23 protein-coding genes are annotated in these 23211 nt (G+C 40.6%); 9 read left to right on the top strand and 14 right to left on the bottom strand.

The annotated features are described in order from the left end of the window. Positions 1 to 18 precede the first annotated feature (18 nt). The gene (locus AC3IT7_RS04885; RefSeq protein ID WP_489249591.1) at positions 19 to 1128 is read left to right on the top strand and encodes a hypothetical protein; all 1110 of its coding nucleotides are present in this window, start codon (positions 19 to 21) and stop codon (positions 1126 to 1128) included. A 44-nt stretch (positions 1129 to 1172) separates the two neighbouring features. Here the strand turns inward: AC3IT7_RS04885 and tsaA are convergent, their stop codons facing one another. Beyond that, the gene (gene tsaA, locus AC3IT7_RS04880; protein ID WP_489249590.1) at positions 1173 to 1877 is read right to left on the bottom strand and encodes a tRNA (N6-threonylcarbamoyladenosine(37)-N6)-methyltransferase TrmO; all 705 of its coding nucleotides are present in this window, start codon (positions 1875 to 1877) and stop codon (positions 1173 to 1175) included. A gap of 105 nt (positions 1878 to 1982) precedes the next feature. Here tsaA and AC3IT7_RS04875 point away from each other — a divergent pair, with 105 nt between their 5' ends. After that, on the top strand, positions 1983 to 2762 hold the full coding sequence (locus AC3IT7_RS04875; RefSeq protein ID WP_005170205.1) for a ferredoxin--NADP reductase: 780 nt from the start codon (positions 1983 to 1985) through the stop codon (positions 2760 to 2762). Between the two features lie 75 nt (positions 2763 to 2837). On the opposite strand, the gene AC3IT7_RS04870 is transcribed toward AC3IT7_RS04875, so the two are convergent. The 3 genes from AC3IT7_RS04870 to AC3IT7_RS04860 all read right to left on the bottom strand — a co-directional run bounded on the left by AC3IT7_RS04870 (position 2838) and on the right by AC3IT7_RS04860 (position 4089). Beyond that, positions 2838 to 3014 (bottom strand): hypothetical protein, encoded by a 177-nt coding sequence (locus AC3IT7_RS04870; protein WP_489249589.1) that lies wholly within the window; start codon positions 3012 to 3014, stop codon positions 2838 to 2840. Positions 3015 to 3032: 18 nt separating this feature from the next. Further along, positions 3033 to 3284 carry a hypothetical protein gene (locus AC3IT7_RS04865; protein ID WP_489249588.1) on the bottom strand — a complete coding sequence of 84 codons (252 nt, stop codon included), beginning with the start codon at positions 3282 to 3284 and terminating at the stop codon, positions 3033 to 3035. 181 nt (positions 3285 to 3465) lie between these two features. Continuing rightward, positions 3466 to 4089, bottom strand: a complete 624-nt coding sequence (locus tag AC3IT7_RS04860; protein ID WP_489249587.1) for a cation efflux transmembrane domain-containing protein — start codon at positions 4087 to 4089, stop codon at positions 3466 to 3468. Positions 4090 to 4173: 84 nt separating this feature from the next. On the opposite strand from AC3IT7_RS04860, the gene AC3IT7_RS04855 reads away from it, so the two are divergent. The 3 genes from AC3IT7_RS04855 (at position 4174) to AC3IT7_RS04845 (ending at position 6383) form a co-directional block, all read left to right on the top strand. Beyond that, complete coding sequence (locus AC3IT7_RS04855) at positions 4174 to 4584, top strand: Cd(II)/Pb(II)-responsive transcriptional regulator (protein WP_489249586.1); 411 nt, start codon at positions 4174 to 4176, stop codon at positions 4582 to 4584. Positions 4585 to 4734: 150 nt separating this feature from the next. Further along, on the top strand, positions 4735 to 6126 hold the full coding sequence (trhP, locus tag AC3IT7_RS04850) for a prephenate-dependent tRNA uridine(34) hydroxylase TrhP (RefSeq protein WP_489249585.1): 1392 nt from the start codon (positions 4735 to 4737) through the stop codon (positions 6124 to 6126). Between the two features lie 2 nt (positions 6127 to 6128). After that, on the top strand, positions 6129 to 6383 hold the full coding sequence (locus AC3IT7_RS04845) for a YfhL family 4Fe-4S dicluster ferredoxin (protein WP_218209174.1): 255 nt from the start codon (positions 6129 to 6131) through the stop codon (positions 6381 to 6383). A gap of 270 nt (positions 6384 to 6653) precedes the next feature. Here the strand turns inward: AC3IT7_RS04845 and ahpF are convergent, their stop codons facing one another. The 7 genes from ahpF to AC3IT7_RS04810 form a co-directional block, all read right to left on the bottom strand. After that, positions 6654 to 8219: an alkyl hydroperoxide reductase subunit F gene (ahpF, locus tag AC3IT7_RS04840; protein WP_218209175.1), complete on the bottom strand. Its 1566-nt coding sequence runs from the start codon at positions 8217 to 8219 to the stop codon at positions 6654 to 6656. A gap of 243 nt (positions 8220 to 8462) precedes the next feature. Beyond that, complete coding sequence (locus AC3IT7_RS04835) at positions 8463 to 9380, bottom strand: hypothetical protein (protein ID WP_489249584.1); 918 nt, start codon at positions 9378 to 9380, stop codon at positions 8463 to 8465. A 33-nt stretch (positions 9381 to 9413) separates the two neighbouring features. Further along, positions 9414 to 10547 (bottom strand): toxic anion resistance protein, encoded by a 1134-nt coding sequence (locus AC3IT7_RS04830; protein WP_489249583.1) that lies wholly within the window; start codon positions 10545 to 10547, stop codon positions 9414 to 9416. A 16-nt stretch (positions 10548 to 10563) separates the two neighbouring features. Continuing rightward, positions 10564 to 11355, bottom strand: coding sequence for a tellurium resistance protein (locus tag AC3IT7_RS04825; RefSeq protein WP_489249582.1), 792 nt, complete (start codon positions 11353 to 11355; stop codon positions 10564 to 10566). Positions 11356 to 11927: 572 nt separating this feature from the next. Beyond that, complete coding sequence (gene rnk / locus AC3IT7_RS04820; protein WP_475654974.1) at positions 11928 to 12332, bottom strand: nucleoside diphosphate kinase regulator; 405 nt, start codon at positions 12330 to 12332, stop codon at positions 11928 to 11930. Positions 12333 to 12884: 552 nt separating this feature from the next. Beyond that, the gene (glyA, locus tag AC3IT7_RS04815; RefSeq protein ID WP_475654973.1) at positions 12885 to 14135 is read right to left on the bottom strand and encodes a serine hydroxymethyltransferase; all 1251 of its coding nucleotides are present in this window, start codon (positions 14133 to 14135) and stop codon (positions 12885 to 12887) included. A gap of 154 nt (positions 14136 to 14289) precedes the next feature. Next, on the bottom strand, positions 14290 to 15531 hold the full coding sequence (locus AC3IT7_RS04810; protein WP_489249581.1) for an alpha/beta hydrolase family protein: 1242 nt from the start codon (positions 15529 to 15531) through the stop codon (positions 14290 to 14292). A gap of 349 nt (positions 15532 to 15880) precedes the next feature. On the opposite strand from AC3IT7_RS04810, the gene AC3IT7_RS04805 reads away from it, so the two are divergent. The 3 genes from AC3IT7_RS04805 (at position 15881) to AC3IT7_RS04795 (ending at position 17850) form a co-directional block, all read left to right on the top strand. Next, the gene (locus AC3IT7_RS04805) at positions 15881 to 16579 is read left to right on the top strand and encodes a 3'-5' exonuclease (RefSeq protein WP_475654971.1); all 699 of its coding nucleotides are present in this window, start codon (positions 15881 to 15883) and stop codon (positions 16577 to 16579) included. Between the two features lie 102 nt (positions 16580 to 16681). Continuing rightward, positions 16682 to 17299, top strand: a complete 618-nt coding sequence (locus AC3IT7_RS04800) for a hypothetical protein (protein ID WP_489249580.1) — start codon at positions 16682 to 16684, stop codon at positions 17297 to 17299. Between the two features lie 200 nt (positions 17300 to 17499). Continuing rightward, positions 17500 to 17850, top strand: coding sequence for a hypothetical protein (locus AC3IT7_RS04795; protein WP_489249579.1), 351 nt, complete (start codon positions 17500 to 17502; stop codon positions 17848 to 17850). A gap of 234 nt (positions 17851 to 18084) precedes the next feature. On the opposite strand, the gene AC3IT7_RS04790 is transcribed toward AC3IT7_RS04795, so the two are convergent. Next, a complete protein-coding gene (locus tag AC3IT7_RS04790) occupies positions 18085 to 18303 on the bottom strand; it encodes a hypothetical protein (RefSeq protein ID WP_475654968.1) in 219 nt (72 codons plus the stop codon). Positions 18304 to 19608: 1305 nt separating this feature from the next. Here AC3IT7_RS04790 and AC3IT7_RS04785 point away from each other — a divergent pair. Beyond that, positions 19609 to 19782, top strand: coding sequence for a hypothetical protein (locus tag AC3IT7_RS04785; RefSeq protein WP_475654967.1), 174 nt, complete (start codon positions 19609 to 19611; stop codon positions 19780 to 19782). 37 nt (positions 19783 to 19819) lie between these two features. Here AC3IT7_RS04785 and AC3IT7_RS04780 read toward each other — a convergent pair whose 3' ends face one another. Together AC3IT7_RS04780 and AC3IT7_RS04775 are read right to left on the bottom strand one after the other, a co-directional pair. After that, positions 19820 to 20737: a LysR family transcriptional regulator gene (locus tag AC3IT7_RS04780; RefSeq protein ID WP_489249578.1), complete on the bottom strand. Its 918-nt coding sequence runs from the start codon at positions 20735 to 20737 to the stop codon at positions 19820 to 19822. A gap of 857 nt (positions 20738 to 21594) precedes the next feature. Beyond that, the gene (locus AC3IT7_RS04775; RefSeq protein ID WP_489249577.1) at positions 21595 to 22797 is read right to left on the bottom strand and encodes a hypothetical protein; all 1203 of its coding nucleotides are present in this window, start codon (positions 22795 to 22797) and stop codon (positions 21595 to 21597) included. Positions 22798 to 23211 lie beyond the last annotated feature (414 nt).

The following is a 23211-nucleotide window of genomic DNA, read 5'->3' as shown; positions in this document are numbered from 1 at the left end:
TTTTTATAGGGACTTTTTATGAAATTTAAGAATTTATCACTCGCAATTTTTAGTGCATTAATGCTAAGTGCTTGTGGTGGGGGCTCATCTTCTTCTGATTCAAATTTTGGAACTGGAACTGGCACTGGAACTGGCACTGGCACTGGAACTGGAACTGGAACTGGAACTGGAACTGGAACTGGAACTGGAACTGGAACTGGAACTGGAACTGGAACTGGAAATACTACAACAAATGATTCTGAATGGTCTGCCTATTCTCCTTCATATTTTACTGGCTCCGATTATTTATTCGACAAAATCACTTTTACAAGTAAAGGTGATACGCAGTATGTCCGTGTAGACTATTTAAGCAACCGAAAAGATATGGAAAATCTTGATATAAGTGAATTATATATTTTTGGGGATTACTTAACCAATGAAGGTCTGTACGAATTAGAGTTAAATAAAGATCCCGAATTAGGCTACAAAATTGGATCACTTCTGAAAAACTCGGTGACTGAGAAAACTTATATTCCATCCTCTAAAATTGGACATACAGGCCTTCAATTAACTGAAAAATATGATTTAGTCGATTTATCCGGTAAACCATTGAGTGAATATATAGATACTCATCTGTATCTAGTCTCTTCCGAACCTAAGCTGAATAATTATGGTGATTTCGGAACCCGTTACCTTTCAAAACTTAAAGGCAAGACATTTCCAAGTGGCTCAAAATGCTTAAGAGGATTAAGTTTATCTTCGAGTAAAGACTTCATTCTGATGTATAAAAATTCATATGACACTTATGATAGTTTCCAAGACATATTCTCTGAGGGATATAAAACTATAAACTTAGGCGGTTATAAGGCTTTCATCTCGAATTCAATTTACCCAAATGAATATATTAGTGCTCTTGTACAAGTTGATAATAAATATCGCATGGGTGAGTACAATAAAGCAGGCACCTATTACTCTTTAAATAGAGAAATTGAACTTGAAACACAAATTTTAAAAGAACTTAAGTCTGATAAAATTACGGATGCAGAGGAAATTTTAGAAAGAGAGTTATATATTCAATCATTACAAAAAGAATGTACTGTTTTCAACTCCACTGCAAGTAAAGAGATTGATAAATACAGTGTAATGTAATTCATCTAGATCAATTTTTTGGGGGAATATTTCCCCCAAAAATTTTAAACCTCAATGATCTGGACATAGTTCAGATTAACTTTAAACTTCACATCTAAATCCGCAAATTTCATCCCATAAATCCGTTCCTGATCTTCCTGATAAGCCGGTCTTGGATCTAAAGACAAAACCTGTTCAAGTTCCTGAACAAGCTGTACAGAAATTTTCCCATTTAACAGTAACTGTTGTTTCTGCTGCTCTGCCTGTTCTGTCCAGATGACGCTCTTACGATCAGGCTCATCCTGCGCATAAGCACTCTGTGCATCAATTACGGCATCTGAATACTGAATATAAGGCTTGATATCTACAATCGGCGTTCCATCCAGCAAATCACTTCCATTCAGATAAACCCGTACGTTCTTGCCAACCTTTTTAACTTCTTTAAGTTGCACCACGGAGAGACCTATGGGCGACGGGCGATACATGCTTCGGGTGGCAAATACACCGACCTTCTGGTTACCGCCTAAACGTGGTGGACGTACCTGAGGACGGAATTTATTCGTATCCTGATGTTTATTTTCATGAAATTGCCAGATCAACCAGAGATGACTAAAGGCCTCAATTCCTTCAAATGCCAACAGGTCATTATAGGGACCGACCATTTCAATATAGCTTTCAACCTGAACCAGATTGGGCTGACGAGGAATGCCGAATTTTTCTTGGTAGGGAGAATGCATATAACCAATTATCGGCAGTGTGAGTTCATTCATCATCACTTTTTTTGATAAGCTCAATTAAATATATTCAGTTTATAGAGAATGGATTTAGTTTAGAATAGCAAGCTGTTCTAATTTGATAATTTATTGAGACCTTTAATGGCTGCTTTTAACGTCGAAAAGATTACTCACGTCCACCACTGGAATGATACTTTATTCTCTTTTAAAACGACTCGCGACACTGCTTTGCGTTTTAAAAACGGTCAGTTTGTAATGATCGGCCTTGAAGTCAATGGCAAGCCGTTAATGCGCGCATATTCAATTGCAAGCGCCAACTACGAAGAAGAGTTAGAGTTTTTCTCAATTAAAGTGCCTGATGGTCCACTGACTTCGATTTTACAGAAAGTAAAAGTCGGCGATGAAATCTTGGTTTCTAAAAAACCGACAGGTACATTGGTACTCGATGACCTGAATCCAGGTAAAAATCTGTATCTGCTGTCTTCTGGTACAGGTCTGGCGCCATTCCTGGCAACGATTCGTGATCCTGAAACTTACGAACGTTTTGAAAAAATCATTGTGGTTCATGGTACCCGTTTTATCTCTGAACTGGCTTATCAAGATTTGATTCTGAATGAAGTACCAAATCACGAGTTTTTCTCGGAACTGGGTGCCAAAGAAAAATTAGTCTACTACCCGACTGTAACCCGTGAAGAATATCCGAATCAGGGCCGTGTAACGACTGCGATTGAAACCGGTGAGCTGTTTGAAAAAATCGGTCTGCCACGTTTCAACCCAGAAACTGACCGTGCCATGCTATGTGGTAGCCCGGCATTCCTGGACGATGTAGCTGCGCTGCTTGACCAGCATGGTCTGAAAGAATCACCGAAAATGGGTGTTCTGGGTGATTATGTGATTGAACGTGCATTCGTTGAAAAATAAGATCTGATCTAAAGATTCAGAGTCAAAAAACCGAAGCTTTAGGCTTCGGTTTTTTATTTGGATCGGAGTTAAAAATTAACGATCACGGCCTTCCTGATTGGCAGAACCAGAACAGCCTGCGCCACCACCAATGATAAAACCACTCTCTGCCTTACATGAACCGATCATACGACCATGTGAGTCAAATGTGGTTACTGTCGATGCGCAGCCTGTCAATACCAGTGCCAGTGCAATAACTGCTGATAATTTCATGATATTCCCCTCTATTATTTACGGTTTTAAATTAATTTGATTTTGACTTGGCAGTACTGGCAATAACCCGGTCTTGGCATCTACCGTATTGTAATTCACGCCAAGCGCATTGCCTGAACCACCACAATGCGCACTGGCAAGCGAAAGCAGACCGCGTGTTGCTTTGCATGATCCAATCAGCTGACCTGTTGCATCATAAGTGATGACCATAGAGCTACAACCGCTCATTAGCACCAGAGCCGAAAGTGAAAATAGTTTGATGAAGTTCATTGTTCCCCCTCAAAAACAATAAAAATTAAAGCGTTCAGTTATATAGCTATTCTATAAATTTCGCGGATGATTCTTTCTAAATTTAGTGGATTTGTAAAGCTTTATTTTTCATGTATTTTAACCCTGGAACTCATAAAAAAAGCCACCTTTCGGCAGCTTTACTTTCTAAAAAATTTATCTGTTAAGTCGACTTATGCTCTAATCCTCGTTCAGCCCGGGCCTGTTTCACAATCTGATATCCTGCCGTCAATCCCAGCCCTGCCATAATCATTGCAACGATCATATCTGGCCAAAGACTGCCTGTACCAAAAACTCCGACTGCTGCCAGAATCACTGCCGCATTTCCAATCGCATCATTTCGGCTACACAGCCAGACTGACTTCATATTGGAATCACCTTCGCGAAAGGCATAGAGAATAACTGCTGTAAAGACATTTGCCAGCAATGCCAGCACACCAATCAAGCCCATGGTTAATGCTTGCGGAGGAATGCCCTGTAGATAGGTATAGATGACTTTGCCCATGACCACCAGACCAAACAAGGCCATGGTCAGCCCTTTGAGCAAAGCCACTGTTGCGCGCCAATACAGGCTTGCGCCGATAACCGCCAGGGAAATCCCATAATTGACGGCATCACCAAAAAAATCCAGTGCATCTGCCCACAAGGCCGATGAATGTGCATAAGCTCCGCCAACCAGTTCCACCACAAACAAGGTCAGGTTCACCACTAAGGCAATCCATAACGCCGTTCTGAATTTACTGTCGGGCTTGGATGGAGCAGGTTGATGACTACAGCTACAGGCCATGTTTATCGTCCATACTTTTATGCAAAAATAAGTTAAAGTTATTAGAAACTATGGAGTAACTCCAAGGTCAAGCATGAGGTCATGATGTCCACCTATTTAATTTCAGAACTGGCGAAAAAGACCGCTTTAAGCACGGATACTATTCGGTTCTATGAGAAGAAAGGCCTGATACAGCCGAATTTTCGAGCAAGTAATCGCTATCGTTATTATGCTGAGGACGCACTGAAAAGGCTGCTTTTTATCAAGCGTTGTCGTGCCTTGGATATGTCCTTAAAAGAGATTGAAACCCTGATTGAACTTGAACAGAATCCGCAGCAGAAATGTAGTGCAGTGAATCAGCTGATTGACCGGCACTTAGAAGATATATGCAGAAAAATTAAGGAATTACAGTTGTTTCAACAACAGCTCAGTACACTTCGTCAAAGTTGCAATATTCCGACCACCATTGATCATTGCCAGATTTTAAAAACACTCGAGCAGACCGAAACTCATTGAATATTGAGCCATTCTTATTACTATATTTTACTCAAAATAAAACATTCATTTTCGTCCAAACAGCTTATTTCCGAGTGATTTACTAGGTTGAATCCAAATTTTAGATGACTAAAATAAAGCCGTACTTTTTATATGTCTTTCGATTTGATCATGAGCATCACGACCGTTACTGAACTTCTCTCTCCTGCCGGTTCACTGAAAAATATGCGCTATGCTTTCGCTTATGGTGCAGATGCAGTCTATGCAGGTCAGCCGCGTTATAGTTTGCGCGTTCGTAACAATGAGTTTGATCATGACAATCTGGCAATTGGCATTCAGGAAGCCCATGATCTGGGTAAAAAATTCTATGTCGTGGTCAATATCCAGCCGCATAATTCCAAACTGAAAAATTTTATTCGTGACCTGGAACCGGTGGTCGCGATGCAACCCGATGCCCTGATCATGTCCGATCCGGGTCTGATCATGATGGTGCGTGAGCATTTTCCACAGATGGATATTCACCTGTCGGTTCAGGCCAATGCCGTGAACTGGGCGACGGTAAAATTCTGGAAAAACATGGGGCTGACGCGTGTGATTCTGTCACGTGAACTGTCTATTGAAGAAATTGCCGAAATTAAGCAGCAAGTGCCGGACATGGAGATTGAAGTCTTTGTACATGGTGCGCTGTGTATGGCCTATTCTGGCCGTTGCATGCTATCTGGCTACATGAACAAGCGTGATGCCAACCAGGGTGCATGTACCAACGCCTGTCGCTGGGAATATAAAGTTTTGGAAGCCCAGGAAGATGAAACCGGTGATGTCATTCCGCTAAAAAATCTTGATTCTGGCTGCTGTTCTCACAAAGCGGATGAGCAGCATATGCAAGCACAGCATCAATTTGATGAACCGGTATTATTGCAACGCAATGATGAAGATATGTTTGCTGCCGAAGAAGATGAACACGGCACTTATTTTATGAATTCCAAAGACCTGCGTGCGGTACAGCATGTTGAGCGCTTGATCAAGGTTGGGGTGCATTCGCTCAAGATTGAAGGTCGGACCAAATCCTATTTCTATTGTGCCCGTACCGCCCAGATTTATCGTAAAGCGATTGATGATGCACTTGCAGGAAAATCTTTTGATCCATCTTTAATGACGCAACTAGAAGGTCTGGCAAATCGCGGTTATACCGAAGGTTTTTTGCGCCGGCATGTACATAGTGAATATCAGAACTATGAAAATGGTTCATCCAGTTTCGATCATCAGCAGTTCTGTGGCGAAGTACTGGAACGCAATGCGGATTACATCAAAATTGATGTGAAAAACCGCTTTGTCGTGGGTGATTCACTGGAACTGATGACTACTCAAGGCAATATCAGCTTCACTTTAACTGAAATGAAAGATAAAAAAGGTAACCTGATTGAAGATGCCAAAGGCTCAGGTCACATTGTCGAAATTCCGGTTCCGGCAGATGTCGATATGACCTATGCCCTACTGATTCGCAACCTGCCCACATCAACCGCAGATATTTCGGCATCTTCACTGGCTTATCAGGCGAGTTAAACATGGCATTGCTGATTACTGACAAATGCATCAATTGTGATATGTGTTTGCCCGAATGTCCCAATGATGCGATTTATGAGGGCGCAAAAATCTATGAAATTGATATCAATCGCTGTACAGAATGTGTCGGTTTCTATGAGCATCAGACCTGTGTGGATGTCTGTCCAATTGAGTGCATTATTCCACATCCGCAACACCGGGAAACAAAGAACCAATTGATGGAAAAATTTAAAGCTTTGAATTTATTCCAGTCTTGAACTGTGAATGCGATATTGGAACAAATATTGCAGTGAGTAAAAATAACCTTGGGGAAGGCTGAATAAGAAGAATCAAAACAAAAACAGTACAGAGGAAAGAAACAGCCAGAAGCATTTGGGGAGGCTTCTGGCTGATCTATAAAGAAGAAAAACAAGGATAAAAACAAAAAAAGGAACTCTGGTGTTAGCGTCCGGAGTTCCTATAAAAAGGTATAACAAAGATAATCGGAATAGAGCATCCAGGTTTTGGGGAACCTGGATGCTATTTTTTTACTGACCTGAACGGATGATATAATCAAAGGCAGACAGTGATGCTTTTGCGCCTTCACCGGTGGCAATGATGATCTGCTTGTATGGCACTGTGGTACAGTCACCCGCCGCAAATACACCTTTGACATTGGTTTCATTGCGATCATTAATCATAATCTCACCACGGTTGCTCAGTGCAACTGGCGTTTCTTTCAGGAAATCGGTGTTTGGCAACAAGCCGATCTGTACAAAGATACCTGCCAGTTCAACGGTATGCTCTTCATCTGTAGCACGGTCTTTGTATTTCAGCGCCGTCACCTGTGCACCGTCACCGACCACTTCAGTCGACAAGGCATTTTTGATCACTGTGGTATTCGGCAAGCTGTTCAATTTGTCTTGCAGTACCTGATCGGCACGTAACTTGGTATCAAACTCCACCAGAGTGACATGCTCTACAATACCTGCCAGATCAATCGCTGCTTCAACACCGGAGTTACCCCCACCAATTACCGCAACACGTTTGCCTTTAAACAGTGGACCATCACAGTGTGGGCAGTAGGCAACACCACGGGTTTTGTATTCCTGCTCACCCGGAACATTCATCTCTCTCCAGCGCGCACCGGTCGACAGGATCACGGTTTTTGATTCAAGTTTGGCGCCATTTTCTAAAGTGACTTCAACCAGACCATTGGCTGTTTCATCTGCACCTTTGATGTCAGAGACACGTTGCAGGTTCATGATGTCCACACCATATTCACGTACATGTGCTTCCATCTCGGCTGCAAACTTCGGACCCTGGGTCTTTTGCACTGAGGTGAAGTTTTCAATGTCCATGGTATCCATGACCTGACCGCCCATGCGTTCAGCCACGATCCCTGTACGGATACCTTTACGCGCTGCATAGATCGCAGAAGTATTCCCCGCAGGGCCACCACCAATCACCAGTACATCAAAGGCTTCTTTGGCATTGAGCTTTTCCGCATCTTTGGCAGCAGAGTTGGTATCCAGTTTCGCTACGATTTCTTCCAGCGTCATACGGCCTTGACCGATATGTTCATTGTCCTGGAATACCATCGGTACGGCCATGATTTTGCGTTCTTCCACTTCATCCTGGAAGAAGGCCCCATCAATCATGGTGGCTGTCGTACCCGGGTTGTAGATTGCGATCAGGTTTAATGCCTGAACCACATCCGGACAGTTATGACAGCTCAAGGATACGAATACATCAAAGTTTGATTGCACGCCTAGGCCTTTAATCGACTCCAGAACTTCATCTGATACTTTTGGTGCATAACCAGAGGTTTGCAGCAAGGCCAGAATCAGTGAGGTGAACTCGTGACCCATTGGCAGGCCTGCGAAGTAGACGCGTGGTTCTTCACCTGCTTTGGCAATACCGAAGCTTGGGGCACGTTGGTTTTTGCCATCAAAACGTGCAGTGACCAGATCGGATAATGCTGCGATTTCCTCAACCAGTTCTTTGATTTTTGCAGATTTGTCAGAATCGTTTAAGGTTGCAACCAGTTCGATTGGGCCTTCAAGGCGTTCCAGAAGTGTTTTTAATTGAGCTGAAGTATTTTGGTCTAACATTGCTAACGTCTCCAGAGGAGTAAATGTTTATTCGATGAAGCTATAGTAATGCATAGATTAAAATAGTTAAAACAGTTTGTTTTTATACTATTGATCGATTTTATAGATTATCAATCTGATTAATAGATGTATCGCCATTTTTATCTAGGTTTAGGCTCTGCCCAATAAATTGCCTAGACTCACTTAAAAATCATATACAAGTTTCAAGTGAAAATTGCCCCTATTTAGGGGCAATTCTGATCATTAATGAATCCGTTGCTCGATACGCAAGGATCGGCCTTTGATTGAATTGGCCAACAAAAATAGAATCAAACTCAGAAATGCCGATAAAATCGCAATACCAATAATCACCAGATTGGTGACCTGACTTAACTGATCCGCCTGTTGTACCTGCGTATTGACACTCTTGGCAACTGGTGTCATGGCTTGACCATAAACCTGTTGTTGCATGGTCCAGATTTGTTCCGGCTTAAAGCCATATTGCTCAAATTTTGCATCCTGTTTTTCAGCTTCCACCAGATTCAAGACATAGGGTTTTGCCGCAGATAAATCTTGAGGTTTATGCAATAGTGCGGTTTGCGCCAGCAAATAAGACTTCACCGGTGCAGCAATTTCTGAATCGGCCAGGTAGCGGGCAATTTCACTATCATTGATATTGCTTTCGTAATACACCACCCGCTGATAAGCGTCATCCCGATCATTGCTTAGGTCATGTTGCCAATAAGTCAATCCCGACCAGATCAGGATAAAAGCAATTAGCCAGGCCACAAATTTCAATACAAAAGACTGAAAACGCACATAAAAGAAGCGCAGCTTTTTTAATATGCCAATAATAAAAAATGCACCAATAAAAGCAGCAAAAATTTTAATAATCAGCCAGCCAAACCAGCTCAGCAAACTAAAAAAATAATCCGGGCTATCGCCAATACTGGCCAAGGTAGCATCTACACTGACCGGCAAATGTAACTGCTGCACTTCAGTACTCAGACCAAAAAAGCCATAGACCAGTTCCTGTTGAAAAAACAGACCAATGATGGAGGCAATCAATACTGTAGAACTGGTGATGCCCAATAACATCAAATTGCGTTGACGTTTCTTGAGCGCGACCACGCCTTGCTTGATCTCACCAGGAGATACCGCATATTCATCTAGGGGAGGCAATCTTTACTCCTTTCAGATTTTCAACCACAATTTTTAGTTGGGTTTTGATCCGCTCGTACTTGATTCAATCACCAAGTGATTCAGATTATCCTGCAAAGCGTTTAAACGCACGGTGGCTTCTGTACGTTTTTGTACACCTTCTTTCTGAATCTGAATCACATCATTTACAGTTTTAATGAGGGTGTTTTGCACATGTTCAAGCGTTTCGATATCAATCACTGAACGCTGGTTGGCTTTTGCGGTATCCACCGAGTTCTGATGCAACAGGTCTGCATTGCGGCGCAGCAGCTCATTGGTGGCATCATCAATGGTATTGGCCAGCTGTACACTATTCTTCTGTTCGCTCAATGAAATCGCCAGACTGATCTGGTTTTTCCATGCCGGCAAAGTAATGTTTTTAATCGCATAAAACTTGTCGACCAGCATCAGGTTATTGGACTGGATAATCCGGATCATCGGCAAGGTTTGCATGGCCGACTGTTGCAATACCTGTAAATCACTGACACGTTTTTCCAGATTGTTGGCCAGATGATTCAGGTCATAAATTTTTTGTGTTGTGCTCTGATCTTGCGGCAAGGCAGTTAGCGCGGAAATTTCCTGTTGCAGTTCCTGCTCGCGTAAACGGCCAGCAGCAATATGTATGCCTAACTGTTTATATTCATCCTGTACCCCGTCGAACATTTTATCCAAGGTATCCACTCGCGCTTTTAAACCGGATTGCGAGGTTTCAATTTCTTTGACCAGTACATCCAGCTGCTCTTTGGTGCTATTGAAATGTGCATCAAAGTTGCCTTTTGCACCTTTGAATTTACTGATGATATTGCCAAAAAAACCTGAACTTTTTTTCTGGTTCAATATGCTGCTGGTATTGAGTTGCTGGGCGACCTGCACCACCTGATTCAGTTTCTGTCCTGTGGCATCCAGATCTCGGTTTTGAACCAGATTGAGGAGTTCATCGGTATAGGTCGAGGTTTTGGTCGCAATATTTTTACCATATTCAGCCACACTGTTATGACTCATGTCCTGCAACTCATTACGTGCAGCCAGCACTTCCTGAAAGTCTGCAGGTTGCAAGCCCAGTTCTTTCAGGTTCATTTGCTGAAATTTTTGTTCGACCAGTTCATTCGAGCTTTCAACAGGTAAATTTACTAAATCAGACTTGGTCATGGTTCACCTTATATTGTTATGTTTTCGAGGGTTTCTCGAGGGATTTTTTTAACGTTTTAATCAGACTTTCACGGCTATTATCAAGTTTTTCCAGATCACTTGTCGAGTGTCTGGCCTGGCTTTGTTTGACATGATATTGCCAAGCCGGAATCAACACCTGCTGTGCTTCCTTAAAGCGATCCAGCAAGCTAAAGGACAGTTGCTGTGAAAGCTGCATCTGGGTAATGGCAATGTCATTACTGCTTTGCAAGGTACGCAATGTATTGATTTTCTTGGAAAGTCGCTCGGAAAAATTATCCAGTGGATGCTGGTTTTTGATAAATAGCGGATATTCTGATAAAAACTCTTCAGCTGCGACAATATGCTTGGCCATCTGTTCACGTAAACCGACCAGCTGCTGAAACCGGGCCTGAGATTTCTGTATTTCAATCTGCAACTTACGGCTTAAATGATCGGCCTGATCGAGCAAACGATCCAGTCGTTGATAGTATTCCACCTGACTTGAGCCATAATCCAGATCGATACCCAGCCATTTCTGTAACGCATTAAATTTGCGTTTTTTCAGATATTTTTTAGACTCTGCCAAGGCCTGAATCAAGTGTTCAATGGTCTGACTCAACTGCTGGGTTAAATGTGGATCGACGCCATTGAGCAGGACTGACTGTGCCTGAATCAAAGAATCCGCATAATGATTCAGTCCATACTGATGACTCAGGACAGGCACAAGTTCATTACGCTTGATCGCCAGTATTTCTTCACGATCAAAAGACATGTCAGTCAAGGCAGGTAAGGCTTCAAATCGCGACATGGCGGAGGCTGTATCCTTCTAGAGAGATTAGATGAAGAGATCTTGAATATCCTCGAATGTAGCAAAAAAACCGGCAGCGTTGTGTATATTTATCCTGAAATTCGTTACATCACTTTAACTAAATCCATGTTTTATATTTATTTTCATTATGATTTTTGCAATACAGGCAAAATTTCCTGATAAGTTTTACTGCCCTTCCGGCTTAATCTGGTCAAGTAGTTAATATTTAGATCCAGAACGCAGTCTGATTCAATTCGCGATATATCGCTACAAAGCACTTACTCATCATTGCCCTATAAAAAAAAGCCATATTGCCATTAATGCCAGTCAGTTAAGGCGCTTAGAAATAGACCCAAAGGCATTTATCATCGGCAAAAATCGTCAACTCCTATCAACTTAGCAAATTTATCGCAGAAACAATCATTTTTTAATGTAGTCCTGTCTCACATAGTTGCAGATGACTTTTGCTTCTATCAAATATAATCATGAATTTAAAAAGAAAATGCCAGTCAATTTACTAACTGACTGGCATGACGTATTGCTATGGCTTTCAAGAATGCTTTAAAGAAATGTTAGAGATAATCCCCTGCACTCTCCGGCTGATAAAGCACTTTCTCAATGGTCACTTTCATGGTGTGGCCATCTGGTTGCGGCCATTCAATGGTTTGACCTTCGGCTAAGCCCAGAATGGCTGCGCCAATCGGGGCAACCACATTCACCTGACCTTTATCACCCTTGAACTCATGTGGGTAAACCAGCGTCACTTCTACCGGCTCTGGGGACGGCGCAATGGTCAGTAAAATACGCGAATGCATGGTAACGATATTGCTTGCGATTTTCGCAGGTTCCACGATTTCCGCACGTGCCAGCTCATCTTCCAGACGAATCATGGTTTCACTTAGCTTGCTTTGATTTTCCAGCATGGTTTCCAGACGATGCAAGTCTTGCTCAGATAAAATAATATTGGGTTTATTCATCCTGATTACCTTTGTTAAATTCATAAGTGAAAAATTAATTAATCAACAGCCAACAGGATCTCGAGATATAGACTTTAGCCATACCTGAATGATTCCTATAAATACCACGTTCAAATCAAAAGAAAATGATGTTATTTGCCGCAGTGATCTCGCCAGTAACTTGTAGTGATTTATCATTTACCTAAAATTTTTCATCTATACGTTAACTTAACCAAATAGATAAATTTTTTAAATTTTCAGATTTCTGAGCATACTATTTGTAGATGGTTTTAAACAGCCGACAGTAAATACATCAGTGCTTTTAAAAGTTTAAAAATAAAATTGCTTTATAAAAGACTTTAAGCCAGATTCAGAAAAACTCAATATGATTTTATTAAGCACTCACCTTTTTACTAGATGCACATTGACCATAAAATCTTAAGTTTGAATCATCGTTCTGCATAGATATGCCCAGCTTAGATGACACTCCAGCACATCTGCCTTGGTGGTTTCGGCGTTTTAACAGCTATAAAAAAAGCTCCCGGTTGGGAGCTCCTTTCCGATTAAAACCGATTATGCATAAACTGGGAATTTAGCACATACAGTTTCAACCTTCGCTTTTACCGCATTGATAACCGCTTCATCGCCTTTCGCGTCCAGAATGTCAGCGATCCAGCCAGCAAGATCACGTACTTCTGCTTCACCGAAGCCACGAGTCGTTACCGCAGGTGTACCAATACGGATACCTGAAGTCACAAACGGAGAGCGTGGGTCGTTTGGTACAGAGTTTTTGTTCACAGTAATGTGAGCAGCACCTAACCAGGCATCAGCTTCTTTACCTGTGATGTCCTGTTTGATCAAAGACAACAAGAACAGGTGGTTTTCAGTACCGCCAGAAACCACGTCATAGCCACGCGCCATTAATACTTCAGCCATAGCTTTCGCGTTCACCACAACTTGTTGCTGGTAAGCTTTGTATTCAGGTGCCATTGCTTCTTTAAAACAGATGGCTTTCGCTGCAATCGCGTGAACCAAAGGACCACCCTGGTTGCCCGGGAATACAGCAGACTGTAATTTTTTCTCGATTTCTTCGTTTGCTTTCGCAAGGATTAAACCAGAACGTGGGCCACGAAGTGTTTTATGCGTGGTGGTAGTGGTTACGTCAGCAATTTTTACCGGGCTTGGGTAAACACCCGCAGCAACCAGACCAGCAACGTGAGCCATATCAACAAACAGGTAAGCGCCTACTTTGTCCGCGATGTCACGGAAACGCTGCCAGTCTACGATTTGGCTGTATGCAGAGAAACCAGCAACGATCATGCGTGGCTTGTGTTCTACCGCTAAACGTTCAACTTCTTCGTAGTCGATCTCGCCAGTTTCAGGGTTTAAGCCGTACTGAATCGCATTATATGTTTTACCAGAGAAGCTTACTTTGGCACCGTGTGTCAAGTGACCACCGTGAGCAAGGCTCATACCCAGAACTGTATCGCCCGGGTTAAGCAGCGCCAAGTAAACTGCTGAGTTTGCTTGTGAACCCGCATGTGGCTGAACGTTAGCATAATCAGCACCAAAGAGTTCTTTAGCACGGTCAATTGCCAATTGTTCAATCACGTCTACATATTCGCAACCGCCATAGTAGCGTTTACCTGGGTAGCCTTCCGCATATTTGTTGGTGAGTTTTGAACCCTGAGCTTCCATTACTGCTGGTGAGCAGTAGTTTTCAGAAGCGATTAGCTCAATATGAGCTTCTTGTCGAGCATCTTCATTCGAGATTGCTTGAGCTAATTCTGGATCAAATTCAGCGATAGAGATATTGGCAAACATTAGCGAGGTCCTATTGATTTAGGGCTTTTAAGCCGTGCTAAGATTGGCGCGTATTGTAGCATGAAGTTTTGAATTTTCGATCATGAACTTTCTGCAGTTTGCAATAAAAATGACCCATGTCTAAAAAAACATGAGCCATTTAGATAAAAATAAGTTATTGAATTGGCATTAGAGATTTTACATCTGAAATAATATTAGGAATATTGAGTGCATAGACACTACCATGATCCCATTTAGTGGCATTTGACTCATCTGTAATATAGCGTACTGAAGTTTGTTTCTGATTGGCGAGTGCGACCAAAACATCTGTTGCTGCTTTTGGCACGGTGCGATCTGCAGAACCCTGATAAATAATCACTGGCGTAGACACTTTGACCTGTAAAGGCTGAGAATCTTTATCCAAGAAGTTTTTCACCACCGGAATACTCATGAAGTTGGGCTGGGTACGCGGGTATCCTTCTAAATTTCCGTTATTTTGAGCATACTGTCCCATTGCAGCACCAAATTTATTACCCAGTACATCATAGCAATCAGTTTCCGCATTCTTGGCGATCTGGTCAGTCGGTGTTTTAAAAATCTGGCTATATTGCAGATTTGGGTTTGGATTACGTAAACCGGCAGTAATCAATGCCGTGAACGTATCTAAAGACGCCAAAGTTTCAATCTTTTTACCCAGATCGGTTTCTTGTCCAGCTTGCGCCTCGCCACCTGATAAAATCAGGCTAAAATTAGAAGCAGGGGCTAGAGCCACTGTCCCCTTATAAGTCATTTGAGCAGCCCGTGCTGCATATTGTGCAGCACCTAAAGCTGCCTGCCCCCCTTGGGAATGCCCAACGGCCATCCATTGACTAGATGCATCTGTCCCTAAATAATCTTTTGCAGCGACAACGGCATCGGTAATCGAATAGGCTTCACTCTTGAGATTCAGGAAAGGATGGAGCTCTTTTCCACCAGGTTCACCTAAACCTTCATAATCGGGTGCAACGACCACATATCCCGCTTGAAGAAATCCAGCAATCATATTCCTGATAAAAGGATTCAGTGCATTTCGACTTGGTGCACATTGGTCAGCAACGCCAGTCGTGCCATGAGCCCATGCGACGATCGGCCATCCCTGTGCTGGAGGTGTTCCCTCAGGGGTGAACACCAATGCAGTCGCTTGTGTTTCTTTACCATTAATCCCTAACATCTTATAAGTCATGATCACACTTTCGTCAGCGATCCCGGCGAAATCCGTTTCAGTATAGGCCACCGGGGTTGCCACCACCGGATTGTCTATATTATTTACAGGGAGAGCGGGTTTGGACTCATAAAAACGATCATTATCGCTATCATTACAAGCAGTTAAAGCCACGCTTAAAGCGAGCAGCGTACCAGTCAATACATGACGTTTCATTGATCTTATCCTTGTCTTAATTATTATCTCTTGTGAGTCTTATGGTTTTATCTTTACCAGACGATAAAACAATGATTAATTTCCCAATTTATTTAAATAATGGCAAGCACTTATTGAGTTATTTTTCAGTCAAAATCAAGTGAGTTTGAACCAATCTTAAAGCAATAAATTTAAGTCTCAGAAATGATTCCAGTATTTAGTAAAAACATTTATTTACCAGTCATCATAAAAAGTATCTGCTATAAGCTAAAAAGCCTGCAATCAATACCGAAATAGAGCAATTCAATTGTCACTAGCAAAATAATAATGTTAGATTTTACTCTCCTCTCTTTTCAGGCACATTTCCGATATGCAGGCCATTATTCTTGATACCGAAACCCACACCCTGAATGGTCAGCCCATTGAAATTGCCTATGCACCTGTAGACATTGTAGACCATAAAATCAGCCTGGATAAAAGCCGCCTGTTTGATCAGCTTTACTCATGTGATGAAGCGATTTCTTTTGCTGCCATGGCAGTGCATCATATTCTGGAATCTGATCTGGAAGGTCAGCCGCATTACAGCACCTTTCGCCTGCCCGATGAAACAGTTTATATGATTGGCCATAATATCGATTATGACCTGCGTGCCATCGAAAAATGCGGGGTGGATACCTCGAAGATCAAAGCTATTTGCACACTGGCTTTAGCTCGCCGGGTCTGGCCAGATGCAGAAGCCCATAACATTTCTGCACTGATCTATATGATCACCAAAGGCAGTGAGCGAGCGCGTGAAATGATCCGTAAAGCGCATCGTGCTGACATGGATATTATTTTAACCGCCAATATTCTGATGCATATCGTGCATCATTTAAAAATCAACACTATGCAGGAGCTATTTGAAGCTTCTGAAGATGCCCGAATTCCGCGCACGATCAATTTTGGCAAACATCGCGGCACCGCAATTGCAGAACTGCCTGCAGACTATGTGCAATGGCTATTACGCCAGGATGAACTGGATCCTTATTTGCGTAAAGCACTGGAAAATAATGCGATAACAACATTATAGTTTTTATCGAACTCCACATTTGTACTTTAATAAATGCTTCATATTAATGTAATTTTTCCGCACTATGCTCTAGCTGAATTTGGTGAACCCCCTATTTCAGCTATGATGCAATTTTATAAAACTCAACGTGGGATTGAGGTGTTACAGGATCGTTCCATCCCACTGACTGCACGGCAGCGCCGCTTGCTGGTGCTGATTGGCAGCAAAGATTTTGACTTGTTAAATGATGGCTTAAAGCAGCAACTGGCTCCCGCCGAGCTGTTAGAGCAGCTTTGTGAGCTTAATTTAATTGCGCAAGCCGATACCAAAATTGATTTGGCACATTCCGAAATTCGCCGTCCCTTAAACGCATTTCTGGCGACCCCGTCCATAACCCCGGATCTTAGCCTATCAGCGCCAATTGCAGAGCCACAAGAAAACTCATCTGCTGAAACGCCTCCAGACTCTCAGTTTATTAACCGGTCTGAACGCCAGGCCTTATCTTTTGAAGACCTCAAATACCTGATGATGGACACCCTGCAAAAATATTGTGGATTGATGGCTAGGCAACAAATTCAGCATATTTTACAGGTACAGGATCTGCGCAGTTTAAAACTGTGCCAAATGCAATGGATTACCTCATTGCAGGAAAGTCGGCTCGCGCCACAAGACTTAAACCATATTCTGCAACAAATCAATTTTTCTTTGGCACAATTACAGCAAAATGAAGCGCATGAATAAGAAGCTCTTAGTCTTTTAAGCTCTTAAATCAGTAAATTTAACAATCAAGTTGTTTTATTTTTTTAATATAGACAACTGATTTTATATAATATTTATTATTTTTATAAGTTTAAAGCCCAAAATATAAGACTTAAGCGGGATAGAAAAATACTCACAATCCCGCCATATAGTGACCATTAAAATCTGCCTAGATCATGTATATGTCACACTATTTAGAGTTCGATGCTTTTGATAATCCCATGCAGCTGAGTAAAGTCGGTAATTGGGTGATCACCTTTTTAAGTCCAGTCGAAGAACTGGAACTCGTGCAACTGGCGATTAGTTATGTACTTCCGCGTCAGCTCAGTGACAGCTTACAACCACGCCGTGTATTGATTCAAAAAAGCCCCATCGAACATCATTGGCTTATTCAGGCCATTGAATGTTTTGACAGTTTAACTGGTCAGGAAATTTCCTTAAGTGCTGAACACAGGACAGCTCAGCAAATCTTGGAGCAGATTCTGCAAGAGTTTAAAAAATATGATGTAGATGTACAGTTCAAGCAGATCTAGACTGTTGCTCACACCAATAAATTTTTTATCAAGACCAGACAAATTCTCGCGATCAATTGAAACTATAAGTCTTGTAACTTAAATCAACTTAGCCGGTATATGCCTAAATCAGGCTCGAAGCTATTGCTGCATACATAAAAAACTCACCAAGCAGGTGAGTTTTTTATTTGCTACCGCTGTAGTTTTGAATAAATGGGCTCAATTTTTTCACCTTTCTATAACTTACTGATCCAGTTATTCCACTACTTTATAAATAATTGGAGATTTCCGACTTTCAAATAACAGCTCAATACTCGGCAAAATTGTTTCGCCATCCACCACAATATGTTCGATTTTCTTTACCAAATCCATTGCATCATGCTGAGTCTGTTCGGCAAAAGAACGTAATAAAGCTTTCGCCTCAACGATCTTGCTAAATTGGTCTTTGACTTTTATATCAATTATTTTTGACATTTTTCTCTCCTCCTTTATTTAATTTCCATTTTTTTATACCACACTTAAATCATTTGTTTAGCGTCAAGATGTTAGCGAATTTGGCAATGTAAACTTTTTTATATGGCTCAATCAAAACAGGCCATACTAAGGAGGAGTCTGATAAAATTTTATGACCGGCATTAAAAAAGCTCGCATTGCTGCGAGCTCTGTGTTGGATGGCTAGTGCTAGATTTATTGTCTGGTGATAAACATCAAACTCAACTAACTGTCATTGATCCGTCCAACTTATCGGTAGCGTCTTATTGGTTTTACGACCTACCATGAGTTCAATATAACAAGAATTTTTAAAGCTACAAGCCTTATTTACACTTCTAAAAGAAGACTTATACAAGATTTAAATTGTCATTTTTCCAAAATAAATTATGATATTGCTGGTTTGTTAATCTCGACAGATTACCCTGTTTCAAGATTAATCCTTAAAGAAATAAATATATAATTTTTATAGAATTTCAAATTAATTAAACTAAACTCATTAGATATCTTTCATAAATCAAAAAATGATCGTTACATTCATATTTAATGAAGTTTGGAAGTTCCTTCTCCCTCTGGGAGAAGGTTAGGATGAGGGTAATTCTTAGAAATAACCTCTCCCTAGCCCTCTCCTACAAGGAGAGGGAATTTCTTTTTAATGATTAAAAAATGATTTATGAAAGAACTCTATTACAGATTTAATATCTGTTTACGCAGTTTTGCAGTTTTTTTAAATATATTTTCCATGATCTGGATCACTCCAGTTTTTGCATATTTTGAATAAATCATTTTTATAATGCCTAAAAAGGCAATTCCCTCTCTATGCATGAAAGTTATGGCATATACGCTTCAGGAAGAGACCTTATATCTTCCTTTAACCTATTGCTAAGCAGTGCTTTCCATCCCCGAGGGAGAAGATATTTTTAATCTCTATTTTGATATGCGCAGCAATATCACTTTTTGATTCTTAAAAGTATAAAGAGTTCTCATATGGAGTGCTTAAAAGTCATAACAGGAAAATTTTTTATCTCTACAACAAAGAATCCTGTAATACCACCAATCAATTATAAATATCCTTACAATTCTGCCTTCTTATTATTCCGGCTAAAGCTATTAATTTTTCATTAAAAACTGAGCCATAGCTATATTTACAAGAACGTCCATTTATCAGATTAAAAGCGCTATAAAAAACAACAATGTCATGAAATCCCCTATATACAATAAAGAGCTGCACTTAAAGCAAATGCCAAGCAGATCTTAATCACATCTATTATTTTAATAAGGAATAATGCCATGATAAATCCAGATGAAGAACTGAATGAAGAGTTTCCAGAAGAGGAACTCGATCCGCAAGAAAAACAGGACCGGGAGCTTCAACGCGGTCAGTTAGGCGTGGATAAAGACCCTCAGATCAAAAGGGATCAAGTCCGTCAAAAACATCAGGATGAAGAGCAACAGAATCCTTAATTCTTACCTTATTGATTCTGTTGTTTTGGGACTAAAATCAGTCGTAATAATGTGCTCTCTTTTTAGAGAATCGGTCTAGTTGCTTTAAGAAGCCCTCAAAGTAGTCTTTCTGCTTTTCTTCGGCTCGATAACCTGCATATAAAGTACGACGTAAGCCTTCAGCTGCAACGCAATCCAGACGGCGTGAAGTCACCCAGCCCTTCTGTTCATATTCATTGACCACCCAATCCGGCAAAGCCGCAATTCCACGTCCGCTGGCAACCAGTTGAATCAGCATTTGGGTCAGATCAGTGGTTCGAATCTGTTTAGGCAGAATATTTGCAGGAATAAACAAGCGTGACATGATATCCAGACGGTGCTTATCTACCGGATAAGTGATCAATGTTTCCTCTGCCAGCTCCTGTACGCTAATATCTGTGGCACGTACTAACGGATGGGTATTCGAAAGTACCAAACGTGATTCGTATTCAAAAATCGGGAAATATTCCACCCCTTTTAATGCAATCGGATCGGCTGTAATCAGCAGATCAAACTCGCCTGTTTGCAACAATTCATGCGGGTTGGCTTCAAAACCTGAAGCAAAGTCCAAATCGACATCCGGATATTGAATCCGATACTGATTCAATAAGGGCATTAGCCAGTCAAAACAACTATGACATTCCGAGGAAAATATGATGCGGCCTGTCTGTCCATGCACTATACGGCTGATATCACTTTGGGCAATTTGTACTTGCGGCAGTACATCATCTGCCAATTTCAACAGACGTAACCCCACATTAGAAAAACTCACCGGGCGACTACGGCGATTGACCACTTCCACACCCAACCATTGATCAAGTTCACGTAATTGGTGAGACAAGGCCGAAGGTGTTAGACACAGATCCCCTGCTGCTGCAACCAGTGATCCGTGTTCTCTCAGTGCTGTCAGCGTTTTTAAATGTCGTAGCTCTATCATGGGGCCATCCAGAAAATACAAAGGTTAAGCGGACTCAGGTTTACTGAATAGCATAATCTATTCCCATGCCACTTAATGCATTTTCTTCACTTTTTTATAAAACTAATGAATTCTTCTCAATAAATTATTTATAAAAAACCATTTTCAATAAGCGTTTAACTCTCGATCATCAAGGTGATAAGAAAATTGATACTTTGCATTCCAAGTGATTTTTTAGACGTAAAAAGATGCCATGTATTTATTTTTTTTAACCAAACACGTCTGCGCAGGAAATTATAAAAGATGAATAGACATTGCATCTGTATATAGCTGCTTAAAAAATTTCATAATTCTTAAAAAGTATTATTAAAGTACAGGCCAATGAGTCAGCGGGAGAGATGATTGAATAGCTAGAATGCAAAAGGCAAAAGGCAAAAGGCAAAAGGCAAAAGGCAAAAGGCAAAAGGCAAAACTGAGTAAAAAAGATATCTTAAAAGAAAGCTAGCATAATGATTTTATTTAGCATGCAACAAGAAGATGGTGCGCTCAGCGGGTAATGAATTTAGATTTTATGGTAGGATTTTATATAAAAAATATAATTTAAGGAGTCTTTGCCATAAAAATACTATGAGCTATTATGGTTGATAACTTAAACTTTATAGTGATGACATTAATTAAACTTAAGAGCCTAAGCCAATGATTTTAAAAGAATAATCTTTTAATCATGGTTTTGAAGATACGTGATGATTGTTTTGTTTGTACAATTATCTTAATGTGAGTGCACCTCCTCAGAATAAGATTAAGAAGGGTTGTTGCCTCGACAACAACCTATTTCTATTAAACATCAATTTTATTGAAGATTATAAAAAATCATAATTTTAGAATGTAAATCCTAAATTCAAGTTAACACGATATAACCACTGATCTGAATATTTAGAACCAGCACCTGTTGTAAAACCTGTACCATTTTGTGCACCACCTAAAATATTGGCATTTTTACCCCATGTATAATCTGCCCACACCATAAATGGTTTTGCGATAAACATTGCACCTGTAGTATTCATTTGCGATGCATTCCAGTCTTTTTCTGACTTATGGAAATAACTATAATCATTATAAAAGCGAACAGCTTTTAATATCCCCATATCTTGCACAGGTAAAGTATAAGCGACGTTCAAACTGCCGATAGTCCCTTCAGAAGCAATAAAATACGATGGGGTAAGACCATTTGCACCCATCAGCGTCATACGATTATCTACACCATCTGGATTCTTAGCATCATATTCATAATGAATAATCGAAGACTGTAAATTCCAACGTTTGTAATCACTATTGGTATGCAGACCTAGCGCATAGTAATTCCCATCATTCTTCGTAGTGGTGTTGTAAAGCTCAGAAACTGCACCAGATACTCCGACCTCATGCTTACCGAAATTTTCGGTACCAATCTTATGAACAATACGTGTATTAATTTGATTATGCTTCTCATTTTGGTAGCCAGATTGGAATGGCAGATGATTTTTATCAAAATCATCATATGTACCAGACTCTGGGGAATAACGTAAATCCGCATCTAGCATACGTGGATAATAACCCAGTTTAACGTCCCATTGTACATTGTTAAAATTCCAGTTCAAACCAGGCGCAATATTGTTACCGTATCCTAAGAAGAATGGAATATGGTATGTCCAACCATTTTGCGGATATGGGTACAGCGCAAATGGTTTATAGACCAAACCTGCTTCTATGCTTTGCTTTTCATCTATTTTGTAGCCAACATATGCTTTTTCAATAGACGTCATTTCTTGGTCTTGAATAATAGGACTAGCATTAAAATATAAATCGCCATAATTTCCTTTTAAATCTATACGGAAAATATCGAAATCTAATTTACCAGCGCCACGATTTTTACTTTCGTCCCATTGCTCATAACGATGATTAAAACGAAGTACACCACCTACTTTAAATGAGTTTGCACCATCTTCACTTTTCCATTCCAATGGGTCATCTTTTGCATGTAACAATGGACTCGTTGACGCCATCATAAATAAAATGGCAGTACCTAATAAAGTTTTTTTCATGTTAACCCCTTCATATAAACACCGCTTTGTTTTGCATACAAAACAATGTTTAAACTCGATTTTACTTAAAAAAATTTAGCTAAATCCTTAGCTAGTGGTGTTTGTTCTTCAATTTGCTTCCTCTGGATAAAGCACATTAAAGATTTTTTCAGTCCATTTTCCTTTTCTAACAAAACTTTCTGAATAATTCCTTTACATTCTTAGGCTTGAAGCAATGTATTGCTCGCAAACTTCACCATTTATTTAAAAAGACTGTTTTACTTGTCGTGACGAGTTTCGGTTATTGTTCGCTCATTTTTGCTATTTGTTTGACATCTTTTTTAAATTGAATCATTGCATTTAAAACAATCGAAACTGTGCTCCATGTCCTATGTAATCCACAATTAAAGTTTTGGGAACTGACCACCCATCTAA

The organism is Acinetobacter sp. KH_038 (assembly GCF_057839405.1).
The sequence above is the reverse complement of the archived record's forward strand: the minus strand, read 5'-3'. Positions and strand labels throughout refer to the sequence as shown.